Below are 23,068 nucleotides of genomic sequence, written 5' to 3'. Positions count from 1 at the left end.
ATGAAAAAAACAAAAATTGTTTGTACAATCGGACCAGCTAGTGAATCTCTTGAAACGTTAGTTGAGTTAATTAATAATGGGATGAACGTGGCTCGTTTAAACTTCTCACATGGGGATTTTGAAGAGCACGGAGCACGTATCAAAAATATTCGTGAAGCATCAAAAATTACTGGTAAAACAGTAGCACTTTTATTAGATACTAAAGGTCCTGAAATCAGAACAAACAATATGAAAGACGGTATCGTTGAACTTTCAACAGGAGATATTACTAGAATCTCAATGAAAGAAGTCGAAGGAACAAAAGAAAAATTCTCTGTTACTTATCCAGACTTAATCAAAGACGTGGTTGTTGGAGATCATATTCTATTAGATGACGGTTTAATCGACTTAGAAGTTCTTGAATTAGATACTGCTAATGGCGAAATCGTTACTAAAGTATTAAACGAAGGCGTTCTTAAAAACAAAAAAGGTGTTAACGTTCCTAACGTAAGTATTAACTTACCAGGTATCACTGAAAAAGACGCTGCTGATATCCGTTTTGGTATTGAAAACGATGTTGACTTCATCGCTGCAAGTTTCGTTCGTCGTACAAGTGATGTTTTAGAAATTACAAAAATTTTAGAAGAAGAAAATGCGACTCACATCCAAATCATCTCTAAAATTGAAAACCAAGAAGGTATTGATAACTTAGACGATATCTTAACAGTATCTGCTGGTTTAATGGTAGCTCGTGGTGACATGGGTGTTGAGATTCCAACTGAGGATGTACCTGTTGTTCAAAAAGAAATGATCAAAAAATGTAACGCTTTAGGTAAACCAGTTATTACAGCAACTCAAATGTTAGACTCAATGCAACATAACCCACGTCCAACACGTGCTGAAGCAAGTGATGTGGCTAACGCTATCTATGATGGTACAGACGCTATCATGTTATCAGGTGAAACAGCTGCTGGTGATTACCCAGTTGAAGCCGTTAAAACAATGCACAACATTGCTGTTCGTACTGAGGGAGTTTTAGTCGACAGAGATGCTTATGCCCTTAAATTATATAAAAAAGCAGATATGACAGAATCAATTGGTCAAGCCGTAGGACATACAGCTAAAAACTTAAGTATTCAAACAATCGTTGCAGCTACTGACTCAGGTCACACAGCTCGTATGATTTCTAAATACCGTCCAAAAGCACACATTGTTGCTGTTACATTTAGCGAAAGAAATGCAAGAAGCTTAGCTCTTAACTGGGGAGTATTCCCACAAGTAACTGAAAAACCATCTTCAACAGATGATATGTTCACTCTAGCAACTAAAGTTTCTAAAGAAACAGGATTTGCTAAAGATGGCGATTTAATCTTAATCACTGCAGGAGCTCCAATTGGAGAAAAAGGAACAACTAACTTGATGAAAATTCAATTAATTGGTTCTAAATTAACTGCAGGACAAGGAATTGGTGATACACCAGTTTCAGCAAAAGCTGTTGTGGCATCATCTGCTAAAGATGCTGTTAACATGATGGAAGTTGGTTCAGTCTTAGTTGTTAAAACAACAGATAAAGATTACATGCCAGCTATCGAAAAAGCTTCTGCACTTGTTGTTGAAGAAGGTGGATTAACTTCTCATGCTGCTGTTGTAGCAATCGCTGAAGGAATTCCAGTTATCGTTGGAGCAGTTGACGCAGTAAGTTCAATCAAAAATGGCTCAACAATCACTGTTGACCCACGTCAAGGAACTATCTACGAAGGCGAAACTGCATTTTAATTAGTAGCTTATGTATAAAGAAAAAGGGAATTTATCCCTTTTTCTTTTTTTTTAATCTAAAATATTAGCTTTTATCTGATTAGATAGTGTAGAATAATCTGGACTGAATGGAAAAGGAGGTAGTATATGAAAAATAGAAATAGGATGTTGTATTTAGCAATCGCCAATCTATTTATTGTTTTTATGGGCGTTGGTTTAGTTATTCCTGTCATGCCATTATTAAAAGATTCTATGAACTTATCAGGGGCAACGATGGGAACATTAGTCTCTGTATTTGCGATAGCCCAGTTAATTGCTTCTCCAATCGCTGGGCACATGTCTGATAAATTTGGGCGCAAGAAGTTAATTGCAGCTGGAATGTTTATTTTTGGTGTGTCTGAGCTGATTTTTGGTTTAGGACATGTTGTTAGTTGGTTGTATGTGTCACGTGCTTTAGGTGGAATTGGAGCCGCTTTAATTATGCCTTCTGTCACAGCATATGTTGCCGATGTGACAACCATTGAGGAGCGTCCTAAGTCAATGGGATTAGTTTCTGCTGCGATTAGTGGTGGTTTTATTATTGGTCCTGGATTAGGCGGTCTTATCGCTCACTTTGGTATGAGAGTTCCTTTTTTTGCAGCAGCAATTTTAGGATTTCTAGGTTGTATCCTAACGATTATGGTTTTAAAGGAACCAGAGAAAAAAATTATGCATGGGCAAGTAACTAATGAAGGATCATTCAAAGAAATTATAAAGAATCCTATTTATACGTTTCCCTTTGTTATTATCTTGATTTCTTCTTTTGGATTGCAAGCATTTGAGTCTATTTATAGCATCATGGCGGTTATTAACTTTGGTTTCAATACAACTGAAATTGCGATAATTATTATGGTTAGTGGGGTTTTAGCGTTGATTTGCCAAGTCGTCTTTTTTGACGGGATGATTCGTATGGTTGGAGAAGTTGGTTTAATTCGAATTTCATTCTTCGCAAGTTCCATCTTTGTTGGGGTGATTGCCTTTACTGATAATAATTGGGTCGTTATTATTTCAACGTTTATTGTCTTTCTAGCATTTGATTTAGTCAGACCTGCCATTACAACGTATCTTTCACGACATGCAGGTGATAGACAAGGAACGATTAATGGACTAAACTCAACATTTACTAGTTTTGGAAATATATTGGGACCAATGGCATCTGGATTTTTATTTGATGTAAATCATTTCTACCCATACTATGTCTCAGCTCTCGTTTTATTAATCACGAGTTTCTTATCATTAAGATGGAAAAAAGAACCTGTTTCAAAAGATGCAACCGAATAAATGAATGACAAACACGAACAATTTCAAAAATGAGATTGCTCGTGTTTTATTATAATCAAAAAGGGAGGGAATGAGTATGACTGATTATTCAAAAGGGTATGAAACCTTTAAAGAAGGTGTTATTGCTTGTGTACCAACTATTTTAGGTTACTTAGGGATTGGTATTGCAGCGGGAGTAGTAGGGAAGAGTTCTGGATTATCTATTTGGATGGTTGTTTTAATGTCCGTCATTGTTTATGGAGGTAGTTCTCAATTTATTATTACAGGAATGCTTGTTACAGGTACGCCGATTTCTGCTATTATTTTTACGACATTCTTAGTCAATCTCAGACATTTTTTAATGAGCTTTTCTGTGTCAGACTATTTTAATGACTTATCGATTCCAAAATCAATGGGAATAGGCACCCTACTTACAGATGAGTCCTACGGTGTTTTAATGACGGCTGTTTCAAATAAAAAGAAAGTCTCTTTTCAATGGTCAAATGGGTTAAATATAACCGCTTATCTAACGTGGATTCTTTCAACGTTGTTAGGAGCTGTTCTAGGTAACTTGATTCCTGATCCTAATTTAATTGGCTTAGATTATGCTTTAGTAGCGATGTTCATTGGTTTAATTATTTTACAAATAGACTATCCATTAAAAAATAAAACAGGACAAACGCTGCTTATTTTAGGTGTCATCGTGCTTAGTTTATACTTACTGTCTCATATTATTTCAATGGAAATGAGTGTTTTAATTGCAACAATAATAGGGTGTGGAGTGGGGGTTATGACAGATGATAAACGATAATTGGCTCATCATCCTAACAATCATAGGATGCGGCATTGTAACGTGGCTTCCGAGAGTGATTCCCTTTATTTTTAGTAAAAAAATGGTATTTTCAACACGAACTAAAAAATTTATGTCCTATATTCCAATGTGTATTTTGACGGCACTGTTTGCTCAAACCTTATTTGTGTCAAAAAATAGCGAAATGACGGGGATCAACACAGAAAATTTATTAGCAAGTATTCCAACCATCATCATCGGATTTTGGACTAAAAGTTTAATCTGGACAGTTGTGACTGGGATTGTTACTATGGGACTTATTAGATATTTAATGTGATTGAAAAACAGGAGGAACAGATGACAATACTATTTAAACAAATTAAAAAAGAAGACTTTGCTGATATCTACAATCAGTTTATGATTCATGATTTTCCTGAAAATGAATTAAAAACCCTCGAGACGATTCTAACTGCCTACGATCAAGAGAAGTATGCTTGTTTTATTATGGAAGAAGCGTCTGAAATTAAAGCCTACGCATGTTTTTCTTGGTACTCTGAGGAGATTAAGATTTTGGATTATTTTGCTGTAACTAGCCATTTACGAGGTTCTGGTTATGGCAGTAAAATGCTTGCGTGGATTAAGAATAATGACATGATTTCTGAATTATTAATAGAATCCGAAGATCCAGACTTTGCAGACAGTCAAAAAGAGCTGATTATTAGACAAAGAAGAATTGCATTTTATGAAAAAAATGGATTTGTTAGAAGAAAAACTAACATGAAATTAAGTGACGTTGAATTCGCATTATTTACATTTGAGGCTAGTGTTCTGAGTGAAGAAAGTTTAATTAAAGAAATCAGTCAAATTTATCATCATATTACACCGAATTTATCGATTGAAAGCTATTAAAATTATATTTTGATAGTGAGGATTATGGTATACTAAATTGACTTTGAAAGGATGAGGGAATAATGAATGAATTAATAGGTAGTGTCTGGCTAGGGATGATTTTTGATGAAAACGATCATAGTTATTTTGTCCAAAAAAATGGGATTACTTTTTTACTCGCTAAAGAAGAAGGCCAAAGAGAAATTGGTGACATGGTAGAAGGATTTGCTTATCAAAATCAAAAACAACAAAATGTATTTACAACAACACTTCCTTCAGTTAGAAAAGACCATCAAGAATTTGCCGAAGTTATTGCTTCAAGAAAAGACTTAGGTGTGTTTGTTGATATAGGCTTAAAAGACAAAGAAATTGTTGTTTCTTTAGATGAACTACCAGAAATGAGAAATTTATGGCCTAAAAAAGGAGATCAACTATTAGTTTCATTAAAAGTAGACGAAAAAGATCGCTTATGGGCAACTATTGCTGATGATGTTGAATTTTTAGCAATGTCTCATGCGGGAACAGCGGAAGAAATGCACAATAAAAATGTCACAGGGATTGTTTACCGTCTTAAATTAGTGGGAACATTCTTTATTACGGATGAGAAACACATCGGCTTTATACATCCCTCTGAGCGTTTTGAAGAGCCTAGATTGGGCGAACGTGTTACAGGACGTGTGATTGGTGTTAGGCCTGATGGTGTGATTAATGTGTCGTTAAAGCCAAGATCACATGAAGTTATCTCTTCAGATGCTCAAATGATTTTAACTTTCTTAGAAAGATCAGAAGAAGGCAAAATTAATTTCTCAGATAAATCAACGCCTGAAGAAATTCAAACAACTTTTGCGATTAGTAAGGGTCAATTTAAGCGAGCATTAGGATCGTTAATGAAAGCTAGAATGATTACTCAAGAAGACGGATGGACAATTTTAGTTAAAAAATAAAAATCTAATTGAGAATCATTGCTTTTATGTTTTATATAAATTATAATTTATACAAAGTGGTTTTATAAAATTAAGAATAAATTATAATGATTATAAAAAGGAAGTGCCAGGTGCCCATGGAAAATACTATGGAGTCATTAATTAGAATTAAGAAAAAACTACACGAAGCGAGTTACAAGTTGACACCGCAAAGAGAAACAACTGTGCTAGTTTTATTAGAAAATGAGAAAGACCATCTATCAGCAGAAGAAATTTATATGTTAGCTAAGTTAAAAGCACCAGATATTGGTCTTGCCACAGTCTATAGAACATTAGAAATGCTGACAGAATTAAAAATATTAGATAAGATCAGCTTTACAGATGGGCTTGCCCGATATGATATGAGAAAAGAAGGTGCAAAGCATTTTCATCATCATTTATTATGTTTGGAATGCGGAGATATCGAAGAAGTAGAAGATGATTTGCTTATTGAAGTAGAACAAGTTGTCGAAGATCGCTTTAAATTCAAAGTAACAGATCACCGATTAACGTTCCATGGTGTTTGTCATCGCTGTCTAGATAAAAAATAAAAAGCAACAACTCAGTTTAAGTGAGTTGCTGCTTTTTTTGCTTTTTCATGAATAGGACAGGTGATAACGTGGTCATTCACCATGCCAATACTTTGCATGAACGCATAGACTGTAGTTGGTCCAATAAATTTAAAGCCTTTTTTTTTTAAGTCTTTTGATATTTTTTCAGCAAGTGGTGTAAAGTTTGGGACATCACTCATTGTTTTGGCAGTCGTTTGAATTGGTGTAAAGTTAACATATGCCCAAATGAACTGATTAAAACTACCATATTCTTCAACAATTTTTAAAAAAGCAGTAGCATTGGAAACAGTCGCTTTAACTTTTAATTTATTTCGAATAATCATTTCATTAGAAAGTAAGGCTTCGATTTTTTGATCATCATAGTTTTGAATGATTTTAGGATCAAAATTATCAAAAGCTAGTTTCATACCAGCTCGTTTATTTAAAATGGTTGTCCAACTAAGTCCTGCTTGCATCGTTTCAAGAATTAACATTTCAAAAAGTAAGTCATCATCAAGAAGAGGAAATCCCCACTGCTCATCATGATAAATTAGTTCTAATTCACTTCGCGTTGCCCAGGAACATTTCAAATTATCCATAAGTCACCTCGATTAATTCATTTTATATATATCATTAAAATGTTGTCGATCAATATAAATATTTGGATTAACGATGTAATCAGTTTTGTCAAAATAAACAATTTGCTCACTGACAAGACCGTTAACTAATTCGTATTCAATAGGGATTTGAGCTTGAATTGAAAAGCTCTTATCTGGACCTAAAAAATTAATCGTAGCAAGTGCTACAGGTTTTAAAGGTTGTTGTTCAAAGAAAATTGTCGTTGAAGAGTGTATTTCATTTTTTTTCTTATCGTAAAAATCAACTGCTTGTGAAGCCAGTTTTTGATTATTTAAAATTAAATTGATTCTTGAAGAAGATAAAGGCTGAATTTTGATTAATTCAAATTCTTGATTTAATAATCTCTTTGCTTTGGCTTCTTTAGAAAAATAATTTTGATTGGCTAATTCAGTTAAGTGTTCATCAACTTCTTGAAAAAGTATTTTTTCTTTTTCGTTCGTTGTTTTGACCAATGATGAGTAAACTGGTAAGCAAATAATAAAAAAACTTATAACAAATATGATAAAAAAGTAGATAAAAAATAGCCACCAAGAAGATTTAAAGTGAATAGTGCTGAACAAAGCTAGGACAAAAACAATGGGTATATCTAAAATAATAGAGATTTTGAAAAAGCTTTTCTTTTCTTCATAATAAGTGGTTAATTTTTGGTAATAACTATCATTATTTACATTTATTATATTAAACAAGTGAAGATTTTTATAGTCAGATTGACTAGGTAACAACGACTATCACATCCCTTCTTTTTAGCAATATGTCCATTGTATATTCTAGAGAAAAAAAAGTCTATTCCTATTTGAATAAAAATAAAAATAGTTTACATAATAATAGTATTAAGTAGTAAAAACTGCTAAAATAGGAAACGGTAAGTGGGGTGTACAGATGAAAGACGAAATACAAGAGTATCTGCATTATTTAAAAATTGAAAGAGGTCTATCTGAAAATACCATCCAGAGCTATCAAAGAGATTTGAATCAATACGCTTTTTTTATAAATGAGAGACAAATCGATTCTCTAGATGCTATTGATAGATATACTGTCCTTGATTTTTTAGAACAGCTTAAAAATACAGGAAAATCATCAGCTACGATTATACGAATGGTTTCTACTTTGAGAAAATACCATCAGTTTTTAAGACAAGAACGATTTACCGATAATGACCCGATGCAGCATATTGATACACCTAAAAAAGCGCAAAAATTACCTAAGACGCTCTCGATTAAAGAAGTAGAAAAAATAATCGAAGCACCAGACACAACAACTTGTCTTGGTATTCGCGACCGTGCGATTTTAGAAGTAATGTACGCCACAGGGCTTAGGGTAACGGAATTAATTTCTCTTAAATTAGATGATTTGCATCTATCATTGGGGTTACTTCAAACCATTGGTAAAGGTGATAAAGAACGCATTATACCTTTAGGGGACGTTGCGATTAAATGGATTGAAATTTATTTAGAAAAATCAAGACCAGAATTACTAGCTAAAAATACAAAGGAAAAACCAACTGTCCTCTTTTTGAATTATAAGGGTGAAGGTTTTTCAAGACAAGGTATTTGGAAGAATTTAAAGGTTTATGTGACACAAGCAGGCATTGAAAAAGAAGTAACCCCTCATACATTGAGACACAGCTTTGCTACTCATCTATTAGAGAATGGGGCAGATTTAAGAGTTGTCCAAGAGTTATTGGGTCATGCCGATATTTCAACGACGCAAATATATACGCATATTAGTAAAAAAAGAATGGCTGACGTTTACAAAATGCACTTTCCAAGAGCATAGGATGAACGTAAGAAGGATTGGGAAATGAAAGAATTAAACGTAAAATTAGAAATATTTGAAGGTCCATTGGATTTATTACTTCATTTAATTAAAACATTGGAGATTGATATCTATGATATCCCTATCTCTGAAATAACAGAGCAATACATGATTTATATCAGGTCGATGCAGGAATTAGATTTAGAGCTTGCCGGTGAATATATTGTCATGGCAGCTACCTTAATGTCGATTAAGAGTAAGACCTTGCTCCCTAAAGTGGAAGTTGATTTATCTGAGATGGGTGAGTACGAGGATGGAATTGATCCAAGAGACCAATTAGTAGCTCAATTATTAGAGTACCGTAAATTTAAATATGCAGCGACACTTCTTAAAGATAAAGAAGTAGAGCGAGGAAAATATTATACAAAAGAAGCCACTAATTTAGAAGATTATCGTCAAGAAACAATTCCGCTGGAGCCAAACGAAATAACAACGATTGATTTGTTCTTAGCCTTTAATGATATTATTAATCGACAAAAAGAGTTGGGACCAGATACTGCGAGTATTTTAACGGAAGAGTATACAATAGAAGATAAAATCAATGAAATTATTGGTAAGTTATTTAGACAAAATAGTCATGACGGGGTCCGTTTTGAATCATTATTCAACCTGTTTACTCGAAATGAGATTGTGACAACTTTTTTAGCGCTCTTAGAATTAGTAAAATCAGGAGAAGTAATTGCTAAACAAGCCTGTAAAGAAGAACCAATTATTTTGTTTAGAAAAAATGAAATGGAAGAGGTTAGTCATGGAAGTCTTTAGTAAAATCGAAGCGCTTCTGTTTGTCGCTGGAAACGAAGGGTTGACTTTGAATGAAATAGCCAATATTTTAAATAAGAAAACAGCGCCGACATATCAGTTAATAGTGGACTTAAAAGAAAATTATAATAAAGACGAACAACGAGCAATCACCATATTAGAAGTAGGAGAGCATTTTATTTTAAGTACTAAGAAAGAATATGCAGCACTACTGAAGCTTTTTGCACAGTCGTCTATCAATCAAAATTTATCGCAAGCAGCGTTAGAGTGTTTATCTATAGTTGCTTATAAACAACCAATAACACGAGCTGAAATCGAAGAATTAAGAGGGGTTCAATCCTCAGGTTCTGTCCAAAAATTAGTGGCACGCCAGTTAATTGAGGAAAAAGGACGAGTTGAAGGTCCTGGCCGAGCAATTCTTTATGGCACAACAGCCTACTTTTTTGATTACTTTGGTTTGAAATCAATCGAAGAATTACCGACAGTGGATCAATTAGAAGTAAATGCAGAAAAAGAAATACCAAACGATTTGTTTTTTGATCGATTTAAAGAACAATTTGAAAAAATAGAAGAACAGGGTGGGAATTAATGGAAAGATTACAAAAAGTACTAGCACATTGTGGAGTAGCTTCACGAAGAAAATCAGAGCAAATGATTCAAGAAGGTCGTGTTTCAGTTAATGGAAAAAGAGTGACTGAATTAGGCGTTAAAGTTGGAAGTAATGATCAAATCGAAGTAGATGGCGTACCAGTGTATCAAGAACAACATGTTTACTACTTATTTTATAAACCAAGAGGTGTTATATCAGCAGTAAAAGATGACAAAGACAGAACAGTGGTAACTGATTATTTCCCAAGTGTTAGTGAAAGGATTTTCCCTGTAGGACGTTTGGATTATGACACATCAGGTTTGCTTTTATTAACCAATGATGGTGAATTTGCTAATATTTTAACCCACCCAAGTCACGAAGTACCTAAGACGTATGTTGCTAAAATTAAAGGATGCCCTACACCAGAAGAGCTTAGACCTTTAACAAAAGGGTTGAAAATTGATGGACGTAAAACAGCCCCAGCAAGATATAAAGTAATCTCAAATGATCATGTGAAGAAAACTAGCGTTATTGAATTAGTTATTCATGAAGGGCGTAATCACCAAGTTAAAAAAATGTTTGAAATGATTAAGTTCCCAGTTATTAAGTTAAAGCGTGAAAAAATGGGTAGCTTAGAGTTAACAGGATTAAGACCAGGTCAATACAGAGAGCTAAGCAAAAAAGAAGTTAGCCAAATTTTAGTAGAAGCTAAAGGTTAAAAATAGTTGAATTTTTTAATGAATTAGTTATAATTAGGTTGTAAAAAAAATAAAAAAGGTCGTCTTCACGGGCAGGGTGTAATTCCCGACCGGTGGTTATAGTCCACGAGCTTAAATGATTTATTTCATTTTTGCCGAACTGGTGTAATTCCAGTACCGACAGTTAGAGTCTGGAGTAAAGAAGATAGGGCTTATTTGAGAATATTATCAGATAATGCACTGTTTTTTTGTCATACTCTTTAGGGAGGTAAGACGAGAGGACAGTTTTTTATTTGAAAAATTCTTGGAAATGTCTGAAGATGGTCCTGATTAGGAGGATTCTCTCATGAGAAAAAGCAAGACAGAAAAAATGGTGGTCGCAGCGTTATTAGCTTCATTTTCGTATTTATTATTATTGGTAGAAATACCTGTTTTACCAGGATTTAACTGGTTAAAACTAGATTTCAGCGATGTTCCAATTTTGATTGGAACGTTTGTATTAGGACCGATAGGAGGAATTGTGATAGCTTTCATTCGCTCAACGCTTAATTTTGTATTGCGTGGTGGAGACATTTTGAGTTTGATTGGAAATATAACCGGCTTTTTAGCATCAGTTATTATGCTGTTACCAATCTACCTAATGATGAAAAAAGAAACGAGTAATAAAAATTTGGTTACAGGTATGACGATCAGTACAATCGCTTTGACGATTTTTATGTCAATCGCTAATTACTTTGTCATTACCCCACTCTATATGTATGTAGCAGGAATGAATTTTGGTATGCCAATAAAGGAAATGGTTTTATATGGAATAGTTCCATTTAATTTATTTAAAGGATTAGCAGTGAGTGTAGTCTTTTTTGTAACATATAAAAAATTGGTTCCAGTCATTGAAAAAAGAATGGCCTTTGTGAAAAATTAGTTTGAAATTCAAATATTTAATAGTGTTTAAAAATTAAAATGATCAAGAAGTCAGCTAAAAGGCTGGCTTCTTTTTTTTATCATTAATTTTTTTTGTTACAAAAATTTCTAATGTTTCTATTACATTAAAAAAAAATGCTTAATTTTATCTTAAATAGGATATTTTATGATAAAAAATCACAAAAAATTCATAATTTTACGTTTTAATAACACTAATGGTATTTATTTTTGTTACACGTCTTGAAATGTTTGTAAAAATACCTTAATATATGTCATATAAAGAATATCAAAAGAGGTTTTAACTAATGAATAAAAGAAAATATATTACAGGGATAGATGGACTGCGCTCAATTGCAGTCATAGGTGTGATTCTCTACCATTTGATACCAGGTAAAATGCCTGGTGGTTACTTAGGGGTGGCGTTGTTTTTTGTTATATCAGGTTATTTAATGACTGATATATTACTGAATCAATGGGAAAATAGAGGAAAGATTGGTTTAAAGAGTTTTTATTTTAAACGCGCAAGAAGAATTTATCCATCACTAATCATGATGTTTGTTATAGCAGGCAGTAGCTTTGTCTTTTTATCTAAAGATTTACTCCAAAATTTGAAACAGATATTTTCAACAAGTCTATTAAATATCAATAATATTTGGCAAATTTTTAATGGATCTTCGTATTTTGATCGATTTGGTAATGAATCAGCCTTTACTCATTTATGGTCCTTGTCAATAGAAGGGCAGTTCTATCTTTTATGGCCAATAATTCTCGCGCTACTCATTTTCAAGAGAAAAGACTATGTTTTGTTAAAGAATTTTATTTTAGCGGGGATTGTTATCTCTGGAGTACTAATGGCTGTCATCTATCAACCAGAGAGTATTAACCGAGTGTATTACGGAACGGATACAAGAATTTTTTCAATTTTAATGGGAGCTTATCTAGCACTGTTTTTACGAGAAAAAGAAGAATTAATAGCAAAAATGGATGATAAATCTAAGCTAGGTATTTTTATTATTTCTCTTGTTTCGGTTATCATCGGTTTAATCCTTATTAAAGATAATTGGAGCTTTACTTATCGTGGAGGAATGTTTTTATTCAGTTTATGTAGTACGATTTTATTAGGAATTGTGATTGTTAGTGCGCAAGCTAATAAAGCTCTAACGAACCCTTTGTTTAAATGGATTGGTACTAGAAGTTACGAAATTTATTTATGGCAGTTCCCAGTAATGATTGTTTATGAGAAAACAATCAAATGGAATGGAGATCATAGTTTCCTTCATTTGATTATCCAGTTGGTTTTAATCTTATTATTATCCGAAGTGACTTACCGAGTGGTTCAACTACTTGTTTATGAAGTTAATTGGAAAAACTCAGATTTGGATGGAAAAAATCGTTTAGAACAGTTAACCCAAACGTTAAATGGAAAACTAGCTGTTGGTGTTATTATGGTGTTTACTCTTGTTTTTGTGTATGGAATGGCGATTGCTCCTTCTGGTAGAACAGAAGAAAGTATTGCTCTTCAAAAGAAATTAGAAAAGAATAAAGAATTAATTAATAAGCCAAAAACAAGTGAAACAAAACCTTCAGAAACGAAAAGCTCTACTAAAGAATCATCTGAAACGAAAGAAACAACGGAAAATTCAACTCAGGAAAATGGTTTAGTGACATTAACAGCAACTGAAAGTGAATTCTTGAAAGAAAAGAAAATCAGTGCTATTGGGGATTCACTGCTGTTAAGTGCAGCCCCAGAAATTCAGAAGGTTTTTCCTAGTAACTTTATTGATGCTGAAGTGGGTAGACAATTCATGAACAGTGAGGATGCCTTCAAAAAAGCAAATAAAGATGACAAATTAGGTGACATTGTTTTAGTCGTTTTAGGAACAAATGGCAGCTTTTCTTCTAGTGATGTTGATAATGTGATGAAAGAGGTCGGAAAAAGACCAGTCTTTTTTGTTAATACCATGGTTCAAAAGCCTTGGCAAAAAACAGTTAATACAGAATTAGAAAAAACTGCTGAGCGTTTTGACAATGCTCATGTCATTGATTGGAAAAAATATTCGGAAGGTTATAGTAACTGGTTTGATGGCGATAATGTCCATCTAACGCCAGATGGAGCAGATATTTTCGCTAACTTTGTTGGAAAAGAAATCTATGATACGTTAAAATAAAAAATCTGTGACATGTAGGTTACCCTGTATGTCACAGATTTTTTTAGCTAAATGCTGCTTTATTTTTCAATAACAATCGCTCGTGTCGGACAAGCTTTATATGCGTTTAGAAGATCTTCTGGGACGTCTGTGCCAATCTGAAATTCTGTCTCGTCAGAGTCACTTAACTTTACAATTCCGTTGTCGTGGTAATCAAAAATATTAGGTGCTTTAATTTGACAAAGACCGCATGCAATACATTTTTTTGGTATAATTTTACATAACATATAAAAACTCCTTATCGAGGTGACTCATGACATACTATCATCACTTTATTTTGCATTGCTTTGAATCGAAACAACCAATGCGAGTATCAACATTATATCATTTATTAAAAGGTAAAAGAACTACCTCTATTCTGTCTTATGCGTACTTTTATGATTTACTAGAGTATTTCAATTTATTTTCAAAACAGCAAGAAAGCTCTTATTTAAAAACAATTCAGGAATTAATTCAAAATGGTTACTTGGAGGTTTTAGAAGAGGGTGTGGTACAAATAACGGACGAAGGATTGTTATTACTAATTAATCAAAAAGCAAAGCCAAATCTTTCCTCACTTAATCAGTTGAAATATTATAAATGGGATTTAAAATATTGGCAACGCCTTCTATTTGTGACGCAAGTGATTTCTGAAAAATCATTTAAGGAAAAAAACTATGTTCCAATTGAAAACAATGTGTTTAGACAACAACAATTAAAACGTTGGTTGAAGAAACAAGATGAAAAAATTATCGAAAATATTTACGATGAGTGGCGATTTATAGCAGATCAATTGCCTAAAGATGATCAGATATATATTTTTAAACAACTTGTTGGACATGAACATGTAGGTCAGACATTTCAGCAGATAACAGAGAATCAAGAAACTGATTTAATTTTCTCTTATCTTGAATTCAAAAATATTCTACATGAGATGATAGAATTAATAGAAGAGTTCCAAGATAAACTGCCAATTTTTTTCGGAATGATGGGGGAGGAAAAGCAATTATTAAAAGAGGAAAGTTATTTAGTCACTAAAAAAATATATGAAAAGACTCAATCTGTGAGAGAAGTTGCTCAGGTTAGAAATCTTAAAGAAAGCACCATAACTGATCATTTATTAGAGTCATTTTTAATTTCGACGAGTAAAGAAGAAATTATTTTAAATGAATCATTAAATAGACAAATATTAGATAAATTTAGAGTAGAGCAACCTGATTTTAGAAGATGGCGATTCTCAGATGTACGAAAAGAGATGCCAAACCTTAGTTTCTATGAATTTAAAATGTATCAATTCTTTCTAGTGGAACAGGAGAAGGTATTATGACAGTTATTAAAGAAATATTACAATTAAAATTTGGATTTGAAGAGTTTAAGATAGGTCAAGAAGAAACAATTGAAGCGCTACTGAGAAAAGAAAATACATTTACTATTCTACCAACTGGAACAGGGAAATCCTTATGTTATCAATTACCAAGTTATTTATTTGAGGGACATACGATTATTGTGTCACCTTTGATTTCTTTAATGGAAGACCAAGTCGCTCAACTTAGAGAAATGGGAGAAAAATCAGTGATTGCTCTGAATAGTACCTTAGATTACTCTTCTAAACAGTACGTGTTATCCCACTTACATGAATTTAAGTTTATCTTCATTAGTCCAGAAACCTTGAATCAAAAAGAGGTGTTGAATCAATTCCTGAACTTAAAGATTAGCTTGTTCGTTATTGACGAGGCACATTGTATCTCGGAGTGGGGGCATGATTTTAGGCCAAGTTACCTTGAGTTAAAAACAATTTTAAAGAAGCTCAATCATCCTTTAACCCTTGCATTAACAGCGACAGCCACAACATCTGTGGCAAAAGATATTGAGAATGAAATCTTCTCTTCTGGGAAAATCACTCGTTTCTCATATTCCGTAAACCGTGAGAATATTTTCTATAAAGTCCAAAGCTGTGAAGATAAAGTAGAGTATTTACAGGAATTTTTATCAGATAAAAACATTCCAGGAATTGTATATTTCTCAAGTAAAAAAGAAGCTGAAAGAGTTTCTAGCATTTTAAACAGTAGCTTGCCTTATCCTGTTGCTTTCTATCACGGGGACGTATCGGCGACTGATCGAATGAAGATCCAGCAGCAATTTATAAAAGATGACATTAGAGTTCTTTGTGCAACGAGTGCCTTTGGAATGGGAGTTAATAAAAAAAACGTTCGATTTGTCATTCATTATCATTTGCCAGATAGTTTAGAAAACTATGTTCAAGAATCTGGACGAGCAGGTAGAGACGGAAAGCAAAGTATTTCGATATTACTTTATCAACCAGGAGATGAAAGGATTCATTACTATCTACAAGAAGAAAGTTTTAATCAAAAAAGAGATTTATTATTTTTAAAGGATAAGACAAAAGAAGAATTACAGAAATACGAAACTATTTTAACGGATATTCAAAAAAAATGGTTAACTCAATTAGAAAATAACGATTGGGACTGGGAATTATTTGAAAGGAATTTGAATCTAAAACAATTTGAGAAGAAAAGTAAAACAATCAGGATGAGTGAGTATATCAATAGCTCGATTTGCAGGCGTCAGTTTATATTAAATTATTTTAGTGATACCTATCAAAAAATTGAGCAGCCGATTTGCTGTGATGTCTGCCAAGAAGAATTACCAGAACTACATTCGAATGTTGAAGAGTTTGACGAGGAAAAAAAAGAACTAAATTCTAAAGAGATTCTAAAAAAATTATTTTTAATATAATTTTTAAAGAAATATATGCTAATATGTGATAGAATAAATTCAGAAGTTTTGAGGAGGTCAATAAGTGAGTAGAAAAGATAACGATAAAGATCAATTAAACGAAAAAGAGCCTTGGGATCAACCCATATATGAAGGACAAGAAGAACACCAAGAAGGACAAGAAGTAGAAGACGATGGTAGTTCAAGAACTGACAGACGTGTTCAAGAAGAAGGTAAAAACTGGTATGTGATTATATTAGTTGTTCTATTATTCTTGATTGTTTTAGTTCCAGTATCAGCTATTCTATACTTCAATATGAATACTAAAATGAACGAAGGCAAAACAGCCAACAGTTCTGTTGTCATTGAAGATAGCTCAAAAGTAGCTAAAAAGACATCTGAGACGAAAGAAAAAACATCAAGCAGTTCAACTAGTTCATCAAGCAGCAGTACATCTTCAAGTACTTCATCAAGTTCATCATCATCAAAAGCTTTTGCTGATGTAGAAGTATCACCTGGTGAAGCACAAAATAACCAAAACAACGCAGCAAATGCGCAACAAGGTGCTAATACACAGCAAGCAGCTGGTGGCAGTTCAGTATCGTTTGGTGAAGGTGAAAACATTAGTATCTGGCGTATTGCTAATAATAATGGTGTAACGCAAGAACAAATTATGCAGTTAAATCCAGGGTTAGATCCACAAAATATCCAACCAGGACAACAAATTAGAATTAAATAAAAAAGTCGTCTTTTGACGACTTTTTCATTTATAAAGTAAAGGTGTTAGTAAATGACAAAAAGTATTCAAGTAGCAATTGATGGTCCAGCATCAGCAGGGAAAAGTACGGTAGCTAAAATCTTAGCTAAAAAAAGAGGCTATATTTATTGTGATACAGGAGCTATGTATCGTGCCTTAACATTATCTGCTTTAGAAAATAAAGCGGATTTGGATTCTGAAACTGAATTAGAAAGCTTATTAGAGACTATTACTATCAGCTTTAAACAAAAAGAAGATGGGCAACATGTTTATTTAAATGAACAAGACGTGACAGATGAAATAAGAGTAAGTGACGTCACAAATGCTGTGTCTAAAGTTTCGGCTTATAAAACAATCAGAGAAGAAATGGTTAATAGACAACAAAAAATCACCTCTTCTAATAGTATTGTCATGGATGGTCGTGATATTGGTACAGTGGTCTTACCCAATGCTGATTTAAAAATATTTTTAGTGGCAAGTGTAGAAGAACGAGCAGAAAGACGCTATAAAGAAAATCTTTCAAAAGGCATTCAAACTGATTTTGAAACATTAAAAAAAGAAATTGCTGATCGTGATCACTATGATTCAAATCGAAAAAATTCACCTTTAGTTCAAGCGGAAGATGCGATTTTAGTTGATACATCAGGCTTAACAATTCCAGAAGTGGTTCAGAAAATAGAAAAAGAGTTGAAAACATTTTTATAATAGATAAAAAGAACATTTTACCCTAGTAAAGTGTTTTTATTTTAGGTAGAATAGTAGTATGCAATGAATGTTGAACTATTGTTGTTGAGGAGGATGGGAAAATGACAGAGCAAACTAACGAAACAATGTTAAACGCTATGGCAAGTGTACAAGAAGTAAAAGTCGGAGATTTAGTGAAAGGTGAAATTCTTTCGGTCGATGACAGCAAACAAGCAATTGTTGGAATTATTGGCGCAGGTGTAGAGGGTGTTATTCCGTTAAAAGAATTATCAACTCTAGCTGTAGAAAACGTAACAGATGTTGTTAATATTGGTGACATTATTGATTTAGTGGTCATTTCTGAGATCGGAAAAGACAAAGAAAATGGTAGCTACTTGTTGTCAAAACGACGCGTAGATGCTAAAAAAGTTTGGGAAGATATTGAAGAAGCATTTAAAGAAGGCAAAACAATTGAAGCACCAGTAACAGATGTTGTTAAGGGTGGATTAGTTGTTGATGCAGGTGTTCGTGGATTCGTTCCTGCCTCAATGGTAGAAGATCATTTTGTTTCTGATTTTACTGATTATAAAGGTAAAACATTAGCTTATAAAATTATTGAAATCGAACCATCAGAAAATCGCCTAATTCTCTCTCATAGAGCGATTGTTGAACTAGAAAAAGAAGTGGCTAAAAAAGAATTACTAGGTAAAATCTTAGCTGGAGATATCATTGAAGGAAAAGTAGCAAGATTAACTAATTTTGGTGCCTTCATTGATTTAGGTGGCGTGGATGGTTTAGTCCATGTTTCTGAGATTTCTCACGCACATGTGGATAAACCAGAAGACGTGCTAGAAGTGGGACAAGAAGTTAGCGTGAAAGTGTTAAGTATTGATCCTGAAAAAGATCGCATTTCACTATCTATTAAAGAAACAGAAGCTGGACCTTGGGAAAATATTGCTGAGCGAGCTGCTGTTGATAGTGTTCTAGAAGGTACTGTAAATCGTCTAACTTCATTCGGAGCCTTTGTAGAAGTTTTACCAGGAGTTGAGGGATTAGTTCATATTTCTCAAATTTCTCATAAACATATTGCAACACCTCATGAAGCTCTTGAAGAAGGTCAAAAAGTAACAGTTAAAGTTCTTGACGTGAGTGAAGAAAATAAACGAATCGGCTTGAGTATTAAAGCTTTAGAAGAAAAAGAAGAAGAAGTGGTTGCAGAAGTTTACGTTATGCCAGAAGAATCAACAGGTTTTACTCTAGGAGACGTAATTGGTAAAGATTTAACCGAATAAAACAAAATATTTCAGAGATTAACTTTAAATAGTTAATCTCTTTTTTAATTTTTGAATGTTTTACTTGCAAGGAAGTTCGCTATCGGATAAACTTTATAAGGATATAGTATAATGTAAAGAATATAGGAGGTGGCCAATATGGCAAACCCAACATTAGCAATAGTAGGAAGACCCAACGTAGGAAAATCCACATTATTTAACCGTATAGCTGGAGAAAGAATATCGATCGTTGAGGACATTCCAGGAGTAACCAGAGATCGTATTTATGCCCATGGCGATTGGTTAGGAAGAGAATTTAGTATTATTGATACAGGTGGTATCGAGATGAGTGATGAGCCATTTATGGATCAAATCAAGCATCAAGCAGAAATTGCCATTGAAGAAGCCGATGTTATCATGTTAGTTGTTAGTGGAAGAGAAGGTATCACTGATGCTGACGAATACGTTTCAAGAATTCTTTATAAAAGTGATAAACCAGTTGTATTAGTTGTCAATAAAGTAGACAATCCTGAAATGAGAAATGATATTTATGAATTTTACGCATTAGGATTAGGAGATCCAATGCCAGTTTCAGGGAGTCACGGAATCGGATTAGGAGATGCCTTAGATAAAGTTTGTGAGCATCTAAAAATGGTTCCAGAAGCTGAAGAAGACGATACTATCCGTTTCAGTTTAATTGGACGCCCAAATGTAGGGAAATCATCATTGATCAATGCAATTCTTGGTGAAGACCGTGTGATTGTTTCAGATGTTGCTGGAACAACAAGAGATGCGATTGACACGTCATTTGTCTCTCCAGAAGGTCAAAAATTTGAGATGATTGATACTGCTGGTATGCGTAAAAAAGGAAAAGTTTACGAGAGTACTGAAAAATATAGTGCCATGAGAGCTTTACGAGCGATTGATCGTTCTGACGTAGTATTAGTGGTTTTAAATGCTGAAGAAGGTATCAGAGAGTATGACAAACGAATTGCAGGATTTGCTCATGAGGCAGGTAAAGCGATTATTATCCTTGTAAACAAATGGGATACGTTAGAGAAAGATAATCATACGATGAAAGAGTTTGAAGAGGATATCAGAACAGAGTTTAAATACTTAGATTATGCTCCGATTGCCTATGTTTCTGCTAAAACAAAACAACGTCTTCACACATTACCAGAGATGATTGAGAGAGTTAGTCAAAATCAAACCTTAAGAATCCCATCAGCCGTATTAAACGATGTTATTATGGATGCTGTAGCCATCAACCCAACACCAACTGATAAAGGAAAACGATTGAAGATTTTTTATGCAACTCAAGTGGCAATTAAACCACCAACTTTTGTTATCTTTGTTAATGAAGAAGAGTTGATGCATTTCTCTTATGCTCGATTTTTAGAAAATCAAATTCGTAAAGCGTTCGAGTTTGAAGGGACACCAATCCGCGTCATTGCAAGACGCAGAAAATAAAAAATGCATTTTAGCATAGATGTATTTTAATTTCAAGATTAATCGATTGAATTCAAAAAAATAGTAATAATAGGGCTAAAAGCATTGCTATCACTTGATTCTTATGGTATCTTTGTTTAAGAAATATTATTTTGAATATTTCAAACTGTTACTTTTGGACCACTCAAAAGTGACTGCCTAAAATATGATGTTCAAATTAACCATCAATTTCCTTTATAAGGAGGTGAAATAGAAACATGGCTAACAAAGCAGAATTAATCGAAAAAGTTGCTGAGGCAACTGGTTTAACTAAAAAAGACGCAACTTCATCAGTAGATGCTGTATTTGCTTCAATTCAAGAATTTTTAGCTGAAGGCGAAAAAGTTCAATTAATCGGTTTTGGTAACTTTGAAGTACGTGAAAGAGCTGCCCGTAAAGGTCGCAACCCACAAACTGGAGAAGAAATCCAAATCGCAGCAAGTAAAGTCCCTGCATTCAAACCAGGTAAAGCTTTAAAAGACGCTGTAAAATAATTAAGGGAACAGTTCTATTCATTTAGAACTGTTTTTTTGAGCTCTCAAGCAACAAAAAAGAATGATCCAAGGATCATTCTTTTTTTATTTATCTTTTTTTATAATAAAAATTTCTACACGCCTATTTTTTGCTCGGTTTTCATCATTATTATTTGGTACTTTTGGTTTGAATTCCCCATATGCTTGAACAGAAACGCGGTCTTCTGTGATACCGTTATGTTTCACAAGTAACTTCATAACAGTCATGGCACGAGCAGAACTCAATTCCCAGTTTGATGGGAACTCAGGTGTGTTACTGGGAACGTTATCGGTGTATCCAGCAATAATCAAATCATTATCTAATCCCTTAAGAGATTCTGCAACTTTTTGGACAACATCCTCAACATCTCCTGTGATATCAGCACTACCAGGAGTGAATAAAAGTCCACTTTTAATGGCTATCCTTAAACCATCTTGTTCTAAATCAACATCAATATCCTCTGCGTGTCCAGATTTTGATAATTCATCTTTAATTGAATCACCAGCAGCTTGCATCTTTTTCTCTTCATCTGTTTCGGCTTTTTTTGGAGTATCTATTATTTTTTTGCTCTCACTCTTTTTTTCCGTTTTTCCATTTTTGTCTTCTGCTGGTGTTTTTTTTCGTTGACCAGGTAGTATTCCATTGTCACTTCCGTTACTTTTTCCAGATAAAATTACACTGAATTCATTACTTAATTCATCTAAGCGACCATCATCTGTTTTTGCCATGGCAAACATAACGATGAAAAGTGCTAATAGTAATGTTAACATATCTGAATAAGGTAATAACCAACCTTCATCTACGTGTTCTTCATGTTTTTTAGGTCTTTTTTTCATGCTATTTTAACCCAACTTTCTTATTGATCCGATTTATTCAGTTGCTGTTTTCTCTTGTGGAGATAACATACCATTCAATTTCTTTTCAATGGTGTTTGGATTATGTCCTGCTTGAATAGCAAGAACACCCTCTAATGTAATAAGCATATTTTTAACTTCTTCTTCTGTTTTTCGATTTAAGCGAGAAGCAAAAGGAATCAAGATAACATATCCGAAAAATATTCCGTAGAGAGTTGCTACAAAGGCAGCTGAAATCATATGACCAAGAGCATCCACATCGTTTAAATCCCCTAAGGCACCAATTAAACCGATAACCGCACCAAGTACGCCTAAAGTAGGTGATGCACTACCAGCAGTTTTAAACATCGAAGCACCTGTATGATGGCGTGCCTCTAAAGAAGAAATTTCATTATTCAAAATTTCTTCAATTTGATCCACATTAACTCCGTCGACTACCATTTGCATGCCATTTTTTAAAAAAGGATCTTCTAAGCTATCGACAGTGCTCTCTAAAGCAAGTATTCCTTCTTGTCTAGCTTTTTGTGCTAGTAGCATAATGGTGTTAACTAATTCTTTGGGAGGCGTTTGTTTTTTATTTTTGAATAAGACACCTAAGACTTTAGGCAACTTTTTTATATCTTCTCGAGGAAAAGAATTGTTTAACGCTGCCAGAGTTCCAACTCCAATAATAATAATAGCTGCGGGATTAAGTAAAACTGTCGGATCAGCTCCCTTAACAATCATCCCTACGACAACAGATAAAGCTCCTGCAATAACACCTAATAATAAAAATATATCCATCATTTTCCACCTAACCTTAACTTCTTTGTTTTTTTAAAACGCTGTCTTTATAACTATTGCGTATTTTTATACTATTAAATAAACATATAAAAAAACACTACATTTATATTTATCGGTATGTTTTTAAAAAAATTAATAGATAATTAAATAA

The 23,068-nt window shown here is 33.5% G+C and carries 25 protein-coding genes and 1 riboswitch; of the genes, 20 read left to right on the top strand and 5 right to left on the bottom strand.

All coding sequences use genetic code 11. The features are described from left to right. From pyk to fur, 7 genes are all read left to right on the top strand, one after another. Window positions 1-1,755 carry a pyruvate kinase gene (gene pyk / locus G7082_RS13175; RefSeq protein ID WP_166035633.1) on the top strand — a complete coding sequence of 585 codons (1,755 nt, stop codon included), beginning with the start codon at window positions 1-3 and terminating at the stop codon, window positions 1,753-1,755. Between the two features lie 126 nt (window positions 1,756-1,881). After that, entirely contained in the window at window positions 1,882-3,054 is a 1,173-nt protein-coding gene (locus G7082_RS13170) for an MFS transporter (protein WP_166035630.1), read from the top strand. Between the two features lie 76 nt (window positions 3,055-3,130). Further along, the gene (locus G7082_RS13165; protein ID WP_166035628.1) at window positions 3,131-3,844 is read left to right on the top strand and encodes an AzlC family ABC transporter permease; all 714 of its coding nucleotides are present in this window, start codon (window positions 3,131-3,133) and stop codon (window positions 3,842-3,844) included. Beyond that, entirely contained in the window at window positions 3,831-4,160 is a 330-nt protein-coding gene (locus tag G7082_RS13160) for an AzlD domain-containing protein (RefSeq protein WP_166035626.1), read from the top strand. Before G7082_RS13165 ends, G7082_RS13160 begins: the two co-directional genes overlap by 14 nt. A 20-nt stretch (window positions 4,161-4,180) precedes the next feature. Continuing rightward, a complete protein-coding gene (locus tag G7082_RS13155; RefSeq protein ID WP_166035624.1) occupies window positions 4,181-4,732 on the top strand; it encodes a GNAT family N-acetyltransferase in 552 nt (183 codons plus the stop codon). Between the two features lie 62 nt (window positions 4,733-4,794). Next, entirely contained in the window at window positions 4,795-5,655 is an 861-nt protein-coding gene (locus G7082_RS13150) for a CvfB family protein (protein ID WP_166035623.1), read from the top strand. A 116-nt stretch (window positions 5,656-5,771) separates the two neighbouring features. Then, window positions 5,772-6,224, top strand: coding sequence for a ferric iron uptake transcriptional regulator (fur, locus tag G7082_RS13145; protein WP_166035621.1), 453 nt, complete (start codon window positions 5,772-5,774; stop codon window positions 6,222-6,224). Between the two features lie 11 nt (window positions 6,225-6,235). Here fur and G7082_RS13140 read toward each other — a convergent pair whose 3' ends face one another. Next, a complete protein-coding gene (locus G7082_RS13140) occupies window positions 6,236-6,823 on the bottom strand; it encodes a DNA-3-methyladenine glycosylase I (RefSeq protein ID WP_166035619.1) in 588 nt (195 codons plus the stop codon). Window positions 6,824-6,835: 12 nt separating this feature from the next. After that, window positions 6,836-7,585 (bottom strand): hypothetical protein, encoded by a 750-nt coding sequence (locus G7082_RS13135; protein WP_166035617.1) that lies wholly within the window; start codon window positions 7,583-7,585, stop codon window positions 6,836-6,838. Between the two features lie 157 nt (window positions 7,586-7,742). Here G7082_RS13135 and xerD point away from each other — a divergent pair, with 157 nt between their 5' ends. From xerD to G7082_RS13105, 6 genes are all read left to right on the top strand, one after another. Beyond that, window positions 7,743-8,639 carry a site-specific tyrosine recombinase XerD gene (gene xerD, locus G7082_RS13130; protein WP_166035615.1) on the top strand — a complete coding sequence of 299 codons (897 nt, stop codon included), beginning with the start codon at window positions 7,743-7,745 and terminating at the stop codon, window positions 8,637-8,639. 24 nt (window positions 8,640-8,663) lie between these two features. Continuing rightward, window positions 8,664-9,440, top strand: a complete 777-nt coding sequence (locus G7082_RS13125; protein ID WP_166035613.1) for a segregation/condensation protein A — start codon at window positions 8,664-8,666, stop codon at window positions 9,438-9,440. Beyond that, window positions 9,427-10,026 carry an SMC-Scp complex subunit ScpB gene (gene scpB / locus G7082_RS13120; protein ID WP_166035611.1) on the top strand — a complete coding sequence of 200 codons (600 nt, stop codon included), beginning with the start codon at window positions 9,427-9,429 and terminating at the stop codon, window positions 10,024-10,026. The genes G7082_RS13125 and scpB overlap by 14 nt, the downstream gene beginning before the upstream one ends. After that, window positions 10,026-10,745 (top strand): pseudouridine synthase, encoded by a 720-nt coding sequence (locus tag G7082_RS13115; RefSeq protein WP_166035609.1) that lies wholly within the window; start codon window positions 10,026-10,028, stop codon window positions 10,743-10,745. Before scpB ends, G7082_RS13115 begins: the two co-directional genes overlap by 1 nt. A gap of 57 nt (window positions 10,746-10,802) precedes the next feature. After that, window positions 10,803-10,935: riboswitch (FMN riboswitch) on the top strand. Window positions 10,936-11,070: 135 nt separating this feature from the next. Further along, window positions 11,071-11,646: an ECF transporter S component gene (locus G7082_RS13110; protein ID WP_166035607.1), complete on the top strand. Its 576-nt coding sequence runs from the start codon at window positions 11,071-11,073 to the stop codon at window positions 11,644-11,646. Between the two features lie 304 nt (window positions 11,647-11,950). Then, entirely contained in the window at window positions 11,951-13,813 is a 1,863-nt protein-coding gene (locus G7082_RS13105; protein ID WP_166035605.1) for an acyltransferase family protein, read from the top strand. A 59-nt stretch (window positions 13,814-13,872) separates the two neighbouring features. On the opposite strand, the gene G7082_RS13100 is transcribed toward G7082_RS13105, so the two are convergent. Continuing rightward, on the bottom strand, window positions 13,873-14,079 hold the full coding sequence (locus G7082_RS13100) for a ferredoxin (RefSeq protein ID WP_166035603.1): 207 nt from the start codon (window positions 14,077-14,079) through the stop codon (window positions 13,873-13,875). Window positions 14,080-14,105: 26 nt separating this feature from the next. Between G7082_RS13100 and G7082_RS13095 the strand changes: the two genes are divergently transcribed. The 7 genes from G7082_RS13095 (at window position 14,106) to G7082_RS13065 (ending at window position 21,261) form a co-directional block, all read left to right on the top strand. Beyond that, window positions 14,106-15,158, top strand: a complete 1,053-nt coding sequence (locus tag G7082_RS13095) for a helix-turn-helix domain-containing protein (protein WP_166035601.1) — start codon at window positions 14,106-14,108, stop codon at window positions 15,156-15,158. Continuing rightward, window positions 15,155-16,588 carry a RecQ family ATP-dependent DNA helicase gene (locus G7082_RS13090; protein WP_166035599.1) on the top strand — a complete coding sequence of 478 codons (1,434 nt, stop codon included), beginning with the start codon at window positions 15,155-15,157 and terminating at the stop codon, window positions 16,586-16,588. The genes G7082_RS13095 and G7082_RS13090 overlap by 4 nt, the downstream gene beginning before the upstream one ends. Before the next feature lie 64 nt (window positions 16,589-16,652). Then, window positions 16,653-17,306 carry a LysM peptidoglycan-binding domain-containing protein gene (locus G7082_RS13085; RefSeq protein ID WP_166035597.1) on the top strand — a complete coding sequence of 218 codons (654 nt, stop codon included), beginning with the start codon at window positions 16,653-16,655 and terminating at the stop codon, window positions 17,304-17,306. Between the two features lie 51 nt (window positions 17,307-17,357). Further along, entirely contained in the window at window positions 17,358-18,029 is a 672-nt protein-coding gene (gene cmk / locus G7082_RS13080) for a (d)CMP kinase (RefSeq protein WP_166035595.1), read from the top strand. A gap of 101 nt (window positions 18,030-18,130) precedes the next feature. Continuing rightward, the gene (gene rpsA, locus G7082_RS13075; protein ID WP_166035593.1) at window positions 18,131-19,300 is read left to right on the top strand and encodes a 30S ribosomal protein S1; all 1,170 of its coding nucleotides are present in this window, start codon (window positions 18,131-18,133) and stop codon (window positions 19,298-19,300) included. A gap of 138 nt (window positions 19,301-19,438) precedes the next feature. Beyond that, window positions 19,439-20,749, top strand: a complete 1,311-nt coding sequence (der, locus tag G7082_RS13070) for a ribosome biogenesis GTPase Der (RefSeq protein WP_166035591.1) — start codon at window positions 19,439-19,441, stop codon at window positions 20,747-20,749. A gap of 236 nt (window positions 20,750-20,985) precedes the next feature. Further along, a complete protein-coding gene (locus G7082_RS13065) occupies window positions 20,986-21,261 on the top strand; it encodes an HU family DNA-binding protein (RefSeq protein WP_086343077.1) in 276 nt (91 codons plus the stop codon). A gap of 84 nt (window positions 21,262-21,345) precedes the next feature. On the opposite strand, the gene G7082_RS13060 is transcribed toward G7082_RS13065, so the two are convergent. Together G7082_RS13060 and motA are read right to left on the bottom strand one after the other, a co-directional pair. Beyond that, window positions 21,346-22,116, bottom strand: coding sequence for an OmpA/MotB family protein (locus G7082_RS13060; protein WP_166035589.1), 771 nt, complete (start codon window positions 22,114-22,116; stop codon window positions 21,346-21,348). 33 nt (window positions 22,117-22,149) lie between these two features. Next, the gene (gene motA, locus G7082_RS13055) at window positions 22,150-22,917 is read right to left on the bottom strand and encodes a flagellar motor stator protein MotA (protein WP_166035587.1); all 768 of its coding nucleotides are present in this window, start codon (window positions 22,915-22,917) and stop codon (window positions 22,150-22,152) included. Window positions 22,918-23,068 lie beyond the last annotated feature (151 nt).

It is taken from the genome of Vagococcus hydrophili, assembly GCF_011304195.1.
Lineage (GTDB): Bacteria > Bacillota > Bacilli > Lactobacillales > Vagococcaceae > Vagococcus > Vagococcus hydrophili.
The sequence above is the reverse complement of the archived record's forward strand: the minus strand, read 5'-3'. Positions and strand labels throughout refer to the sequence as shown.

Excerpts from the sequence above, each read along its gene's own strand:
- der (WP_166035591.1), top strand. The coding sequence starts at position 19,439 with ATGGCAAACCCAACATTAGCAATAGTAGGAAGACCCAACGTAGGAAAA.
- G7082_RS13125 (WP_166035613.1), top strand. The coding sequence starts at position 8,664 with ATGAAAGAATTAAACGTAAAATTAGAAATATTTGAAGGTCCATTGGAT.
- fur (WP_166035621.1), top strand. The coding sequence starts at position 5,772 with ATGGAAAATACTATGGAGTCATTAATTAGAATTAAGAAAAAACTACAC.
- G7082_RS13155 (WP_166035624.1), top strand. The coding sequence starts at position 4,181 with ATGACAATACTATTTAAACAAATTAAAAAAGAAGACTTTGCTGATATC.
- G7082_RS13095 (WP_166035601.1), top strand. The coding sequence starts at position 14,106 with ATGACATACTATCATCACTTTATTTTGCATTGCTTTGAATCGAAACAA.
- G7082_RS13140 (WP_166035619.1), bottom strand. The coding sequence starts at position 6,823 with ATGGATAATTTGAAATGTTCCTGGGCAACGCGAAGTGAATTAGAACTA.
- motA (WP_166035587.1), bottom strand. The coding sequence starts at position 22,917 with ATGGATATATTTTTATTATTAGGTGTTATTGCAGGAGCTTTATCTGTT.
- G7082_RS13170 (WP_166035630.1), top strand. The coding sequence starts at position 1,882 with ATGAAAAATAGAAATAGGATGTTGTATTTAGCAATCGCCAATCTATTT.
- G7082_RS13160 (WP_166035626.1), top strand. The coding sequence starts at position 3,831 with ATGATAAACGATAATTGGCTCATCATCCTAACAATCATAGGATGCGGC.
- G7082_RS13165 (WP_166035628.1), top strand. The coding sequence starts at position 3,131 with ATGACTGATTATTCAAAAGGGTATGAAACCTTTAAAGAAGGTGTTATT.
- G7082_RS13110 (WP_166035607.1), top strand. The coding sequence starts at position 11,071 with ATGAGAAAAAGCAAGACAGAAAAAATGGTGGTCGCAGCGTTATTAGCT.
- pyk (WP_166035633.1), top strand. The coding sequence starts at position 1 with ATGAAAAAAACAAAAATTGTTTGTACAATCGGACCAGCTAGTGAATCT.
- G7082_RS13105 (WP_166035605.1), top strand. The coding sequence starts at position 11,951 with ATGAATAAAAGAAAATATATTACAGGGATAGATGGACTGCGCTCAATT.
- G7082_RS13065 (WP_086343077.1), top strand. The coding sequence starts at position 20,986 with ATGGCTAACAAAGCAGAATTAATCGAAAAAGTTGCTGAGGCAACTGGT.
- G7082_RS13150 (WP_166035623.1), top strand. The coding sequence starts at position 4,795 with ATGAATGAATTAATAGGTAGTGTCTGGCTAGGGATGATTTTTGATGAA.
- rpsA (WP_166035593.1), top strand. The coding sequence starts at position 18,131 with ATGACAGAGCAAACTAACGAAACAATGTTAAACGCTATGGCAAGTGTA.
- G7082_RS13115 (WP_166035609.1), top strand. The coding sequence starts at position 10,026 with ATGGAAAGATTACAAAAAGTACTAGCACATTGTGGAGTAGCTTCACGA.
- scpB (WP_166035611.1), top strand. The coding sequence starts at position 9,427 with ATGGAAGTCTTTAGTAAAATCGAAGCGCTTCTGTTTGTCGCTGGAAAC.
- xerD (WP_166035615.1), top strand. The coding sequence starts at position 7,743 with ATGAAAGACGAAATACAAGAGTATCTGCATTATTTAAAAATTGAAAGA.
- G7082_RS13090 (WP_166035599.1), top strand. The coding sequence starts at position 15,155 with ATGACAGTTATTAAAGAAATATTACAATTAAAATTTGGATTTGAAGAG.
- cmk (WP_166035595.1), top strand. The coding sequence starts at position 17,358 with ATGACAAAAAGTATTCAAGTAGCAATTGATGGTCCAGCATCAGCAGGG.
- G7082_RS13100 (WP_166035603.1), bottom strand. The coding sequence starts at position 14,079 with ATGTTATGTAAAATTATACCAAAAAAATGTATTGCATGCGGTCTTTGT.
- G7082_RS13060 (WP_166035589.1), bottom strand. The coding sequence starts at position 22,116 with ATGAAAAAAAGACCTAAAAAACATGAAGAACACGTAGATGAAGGTTGG.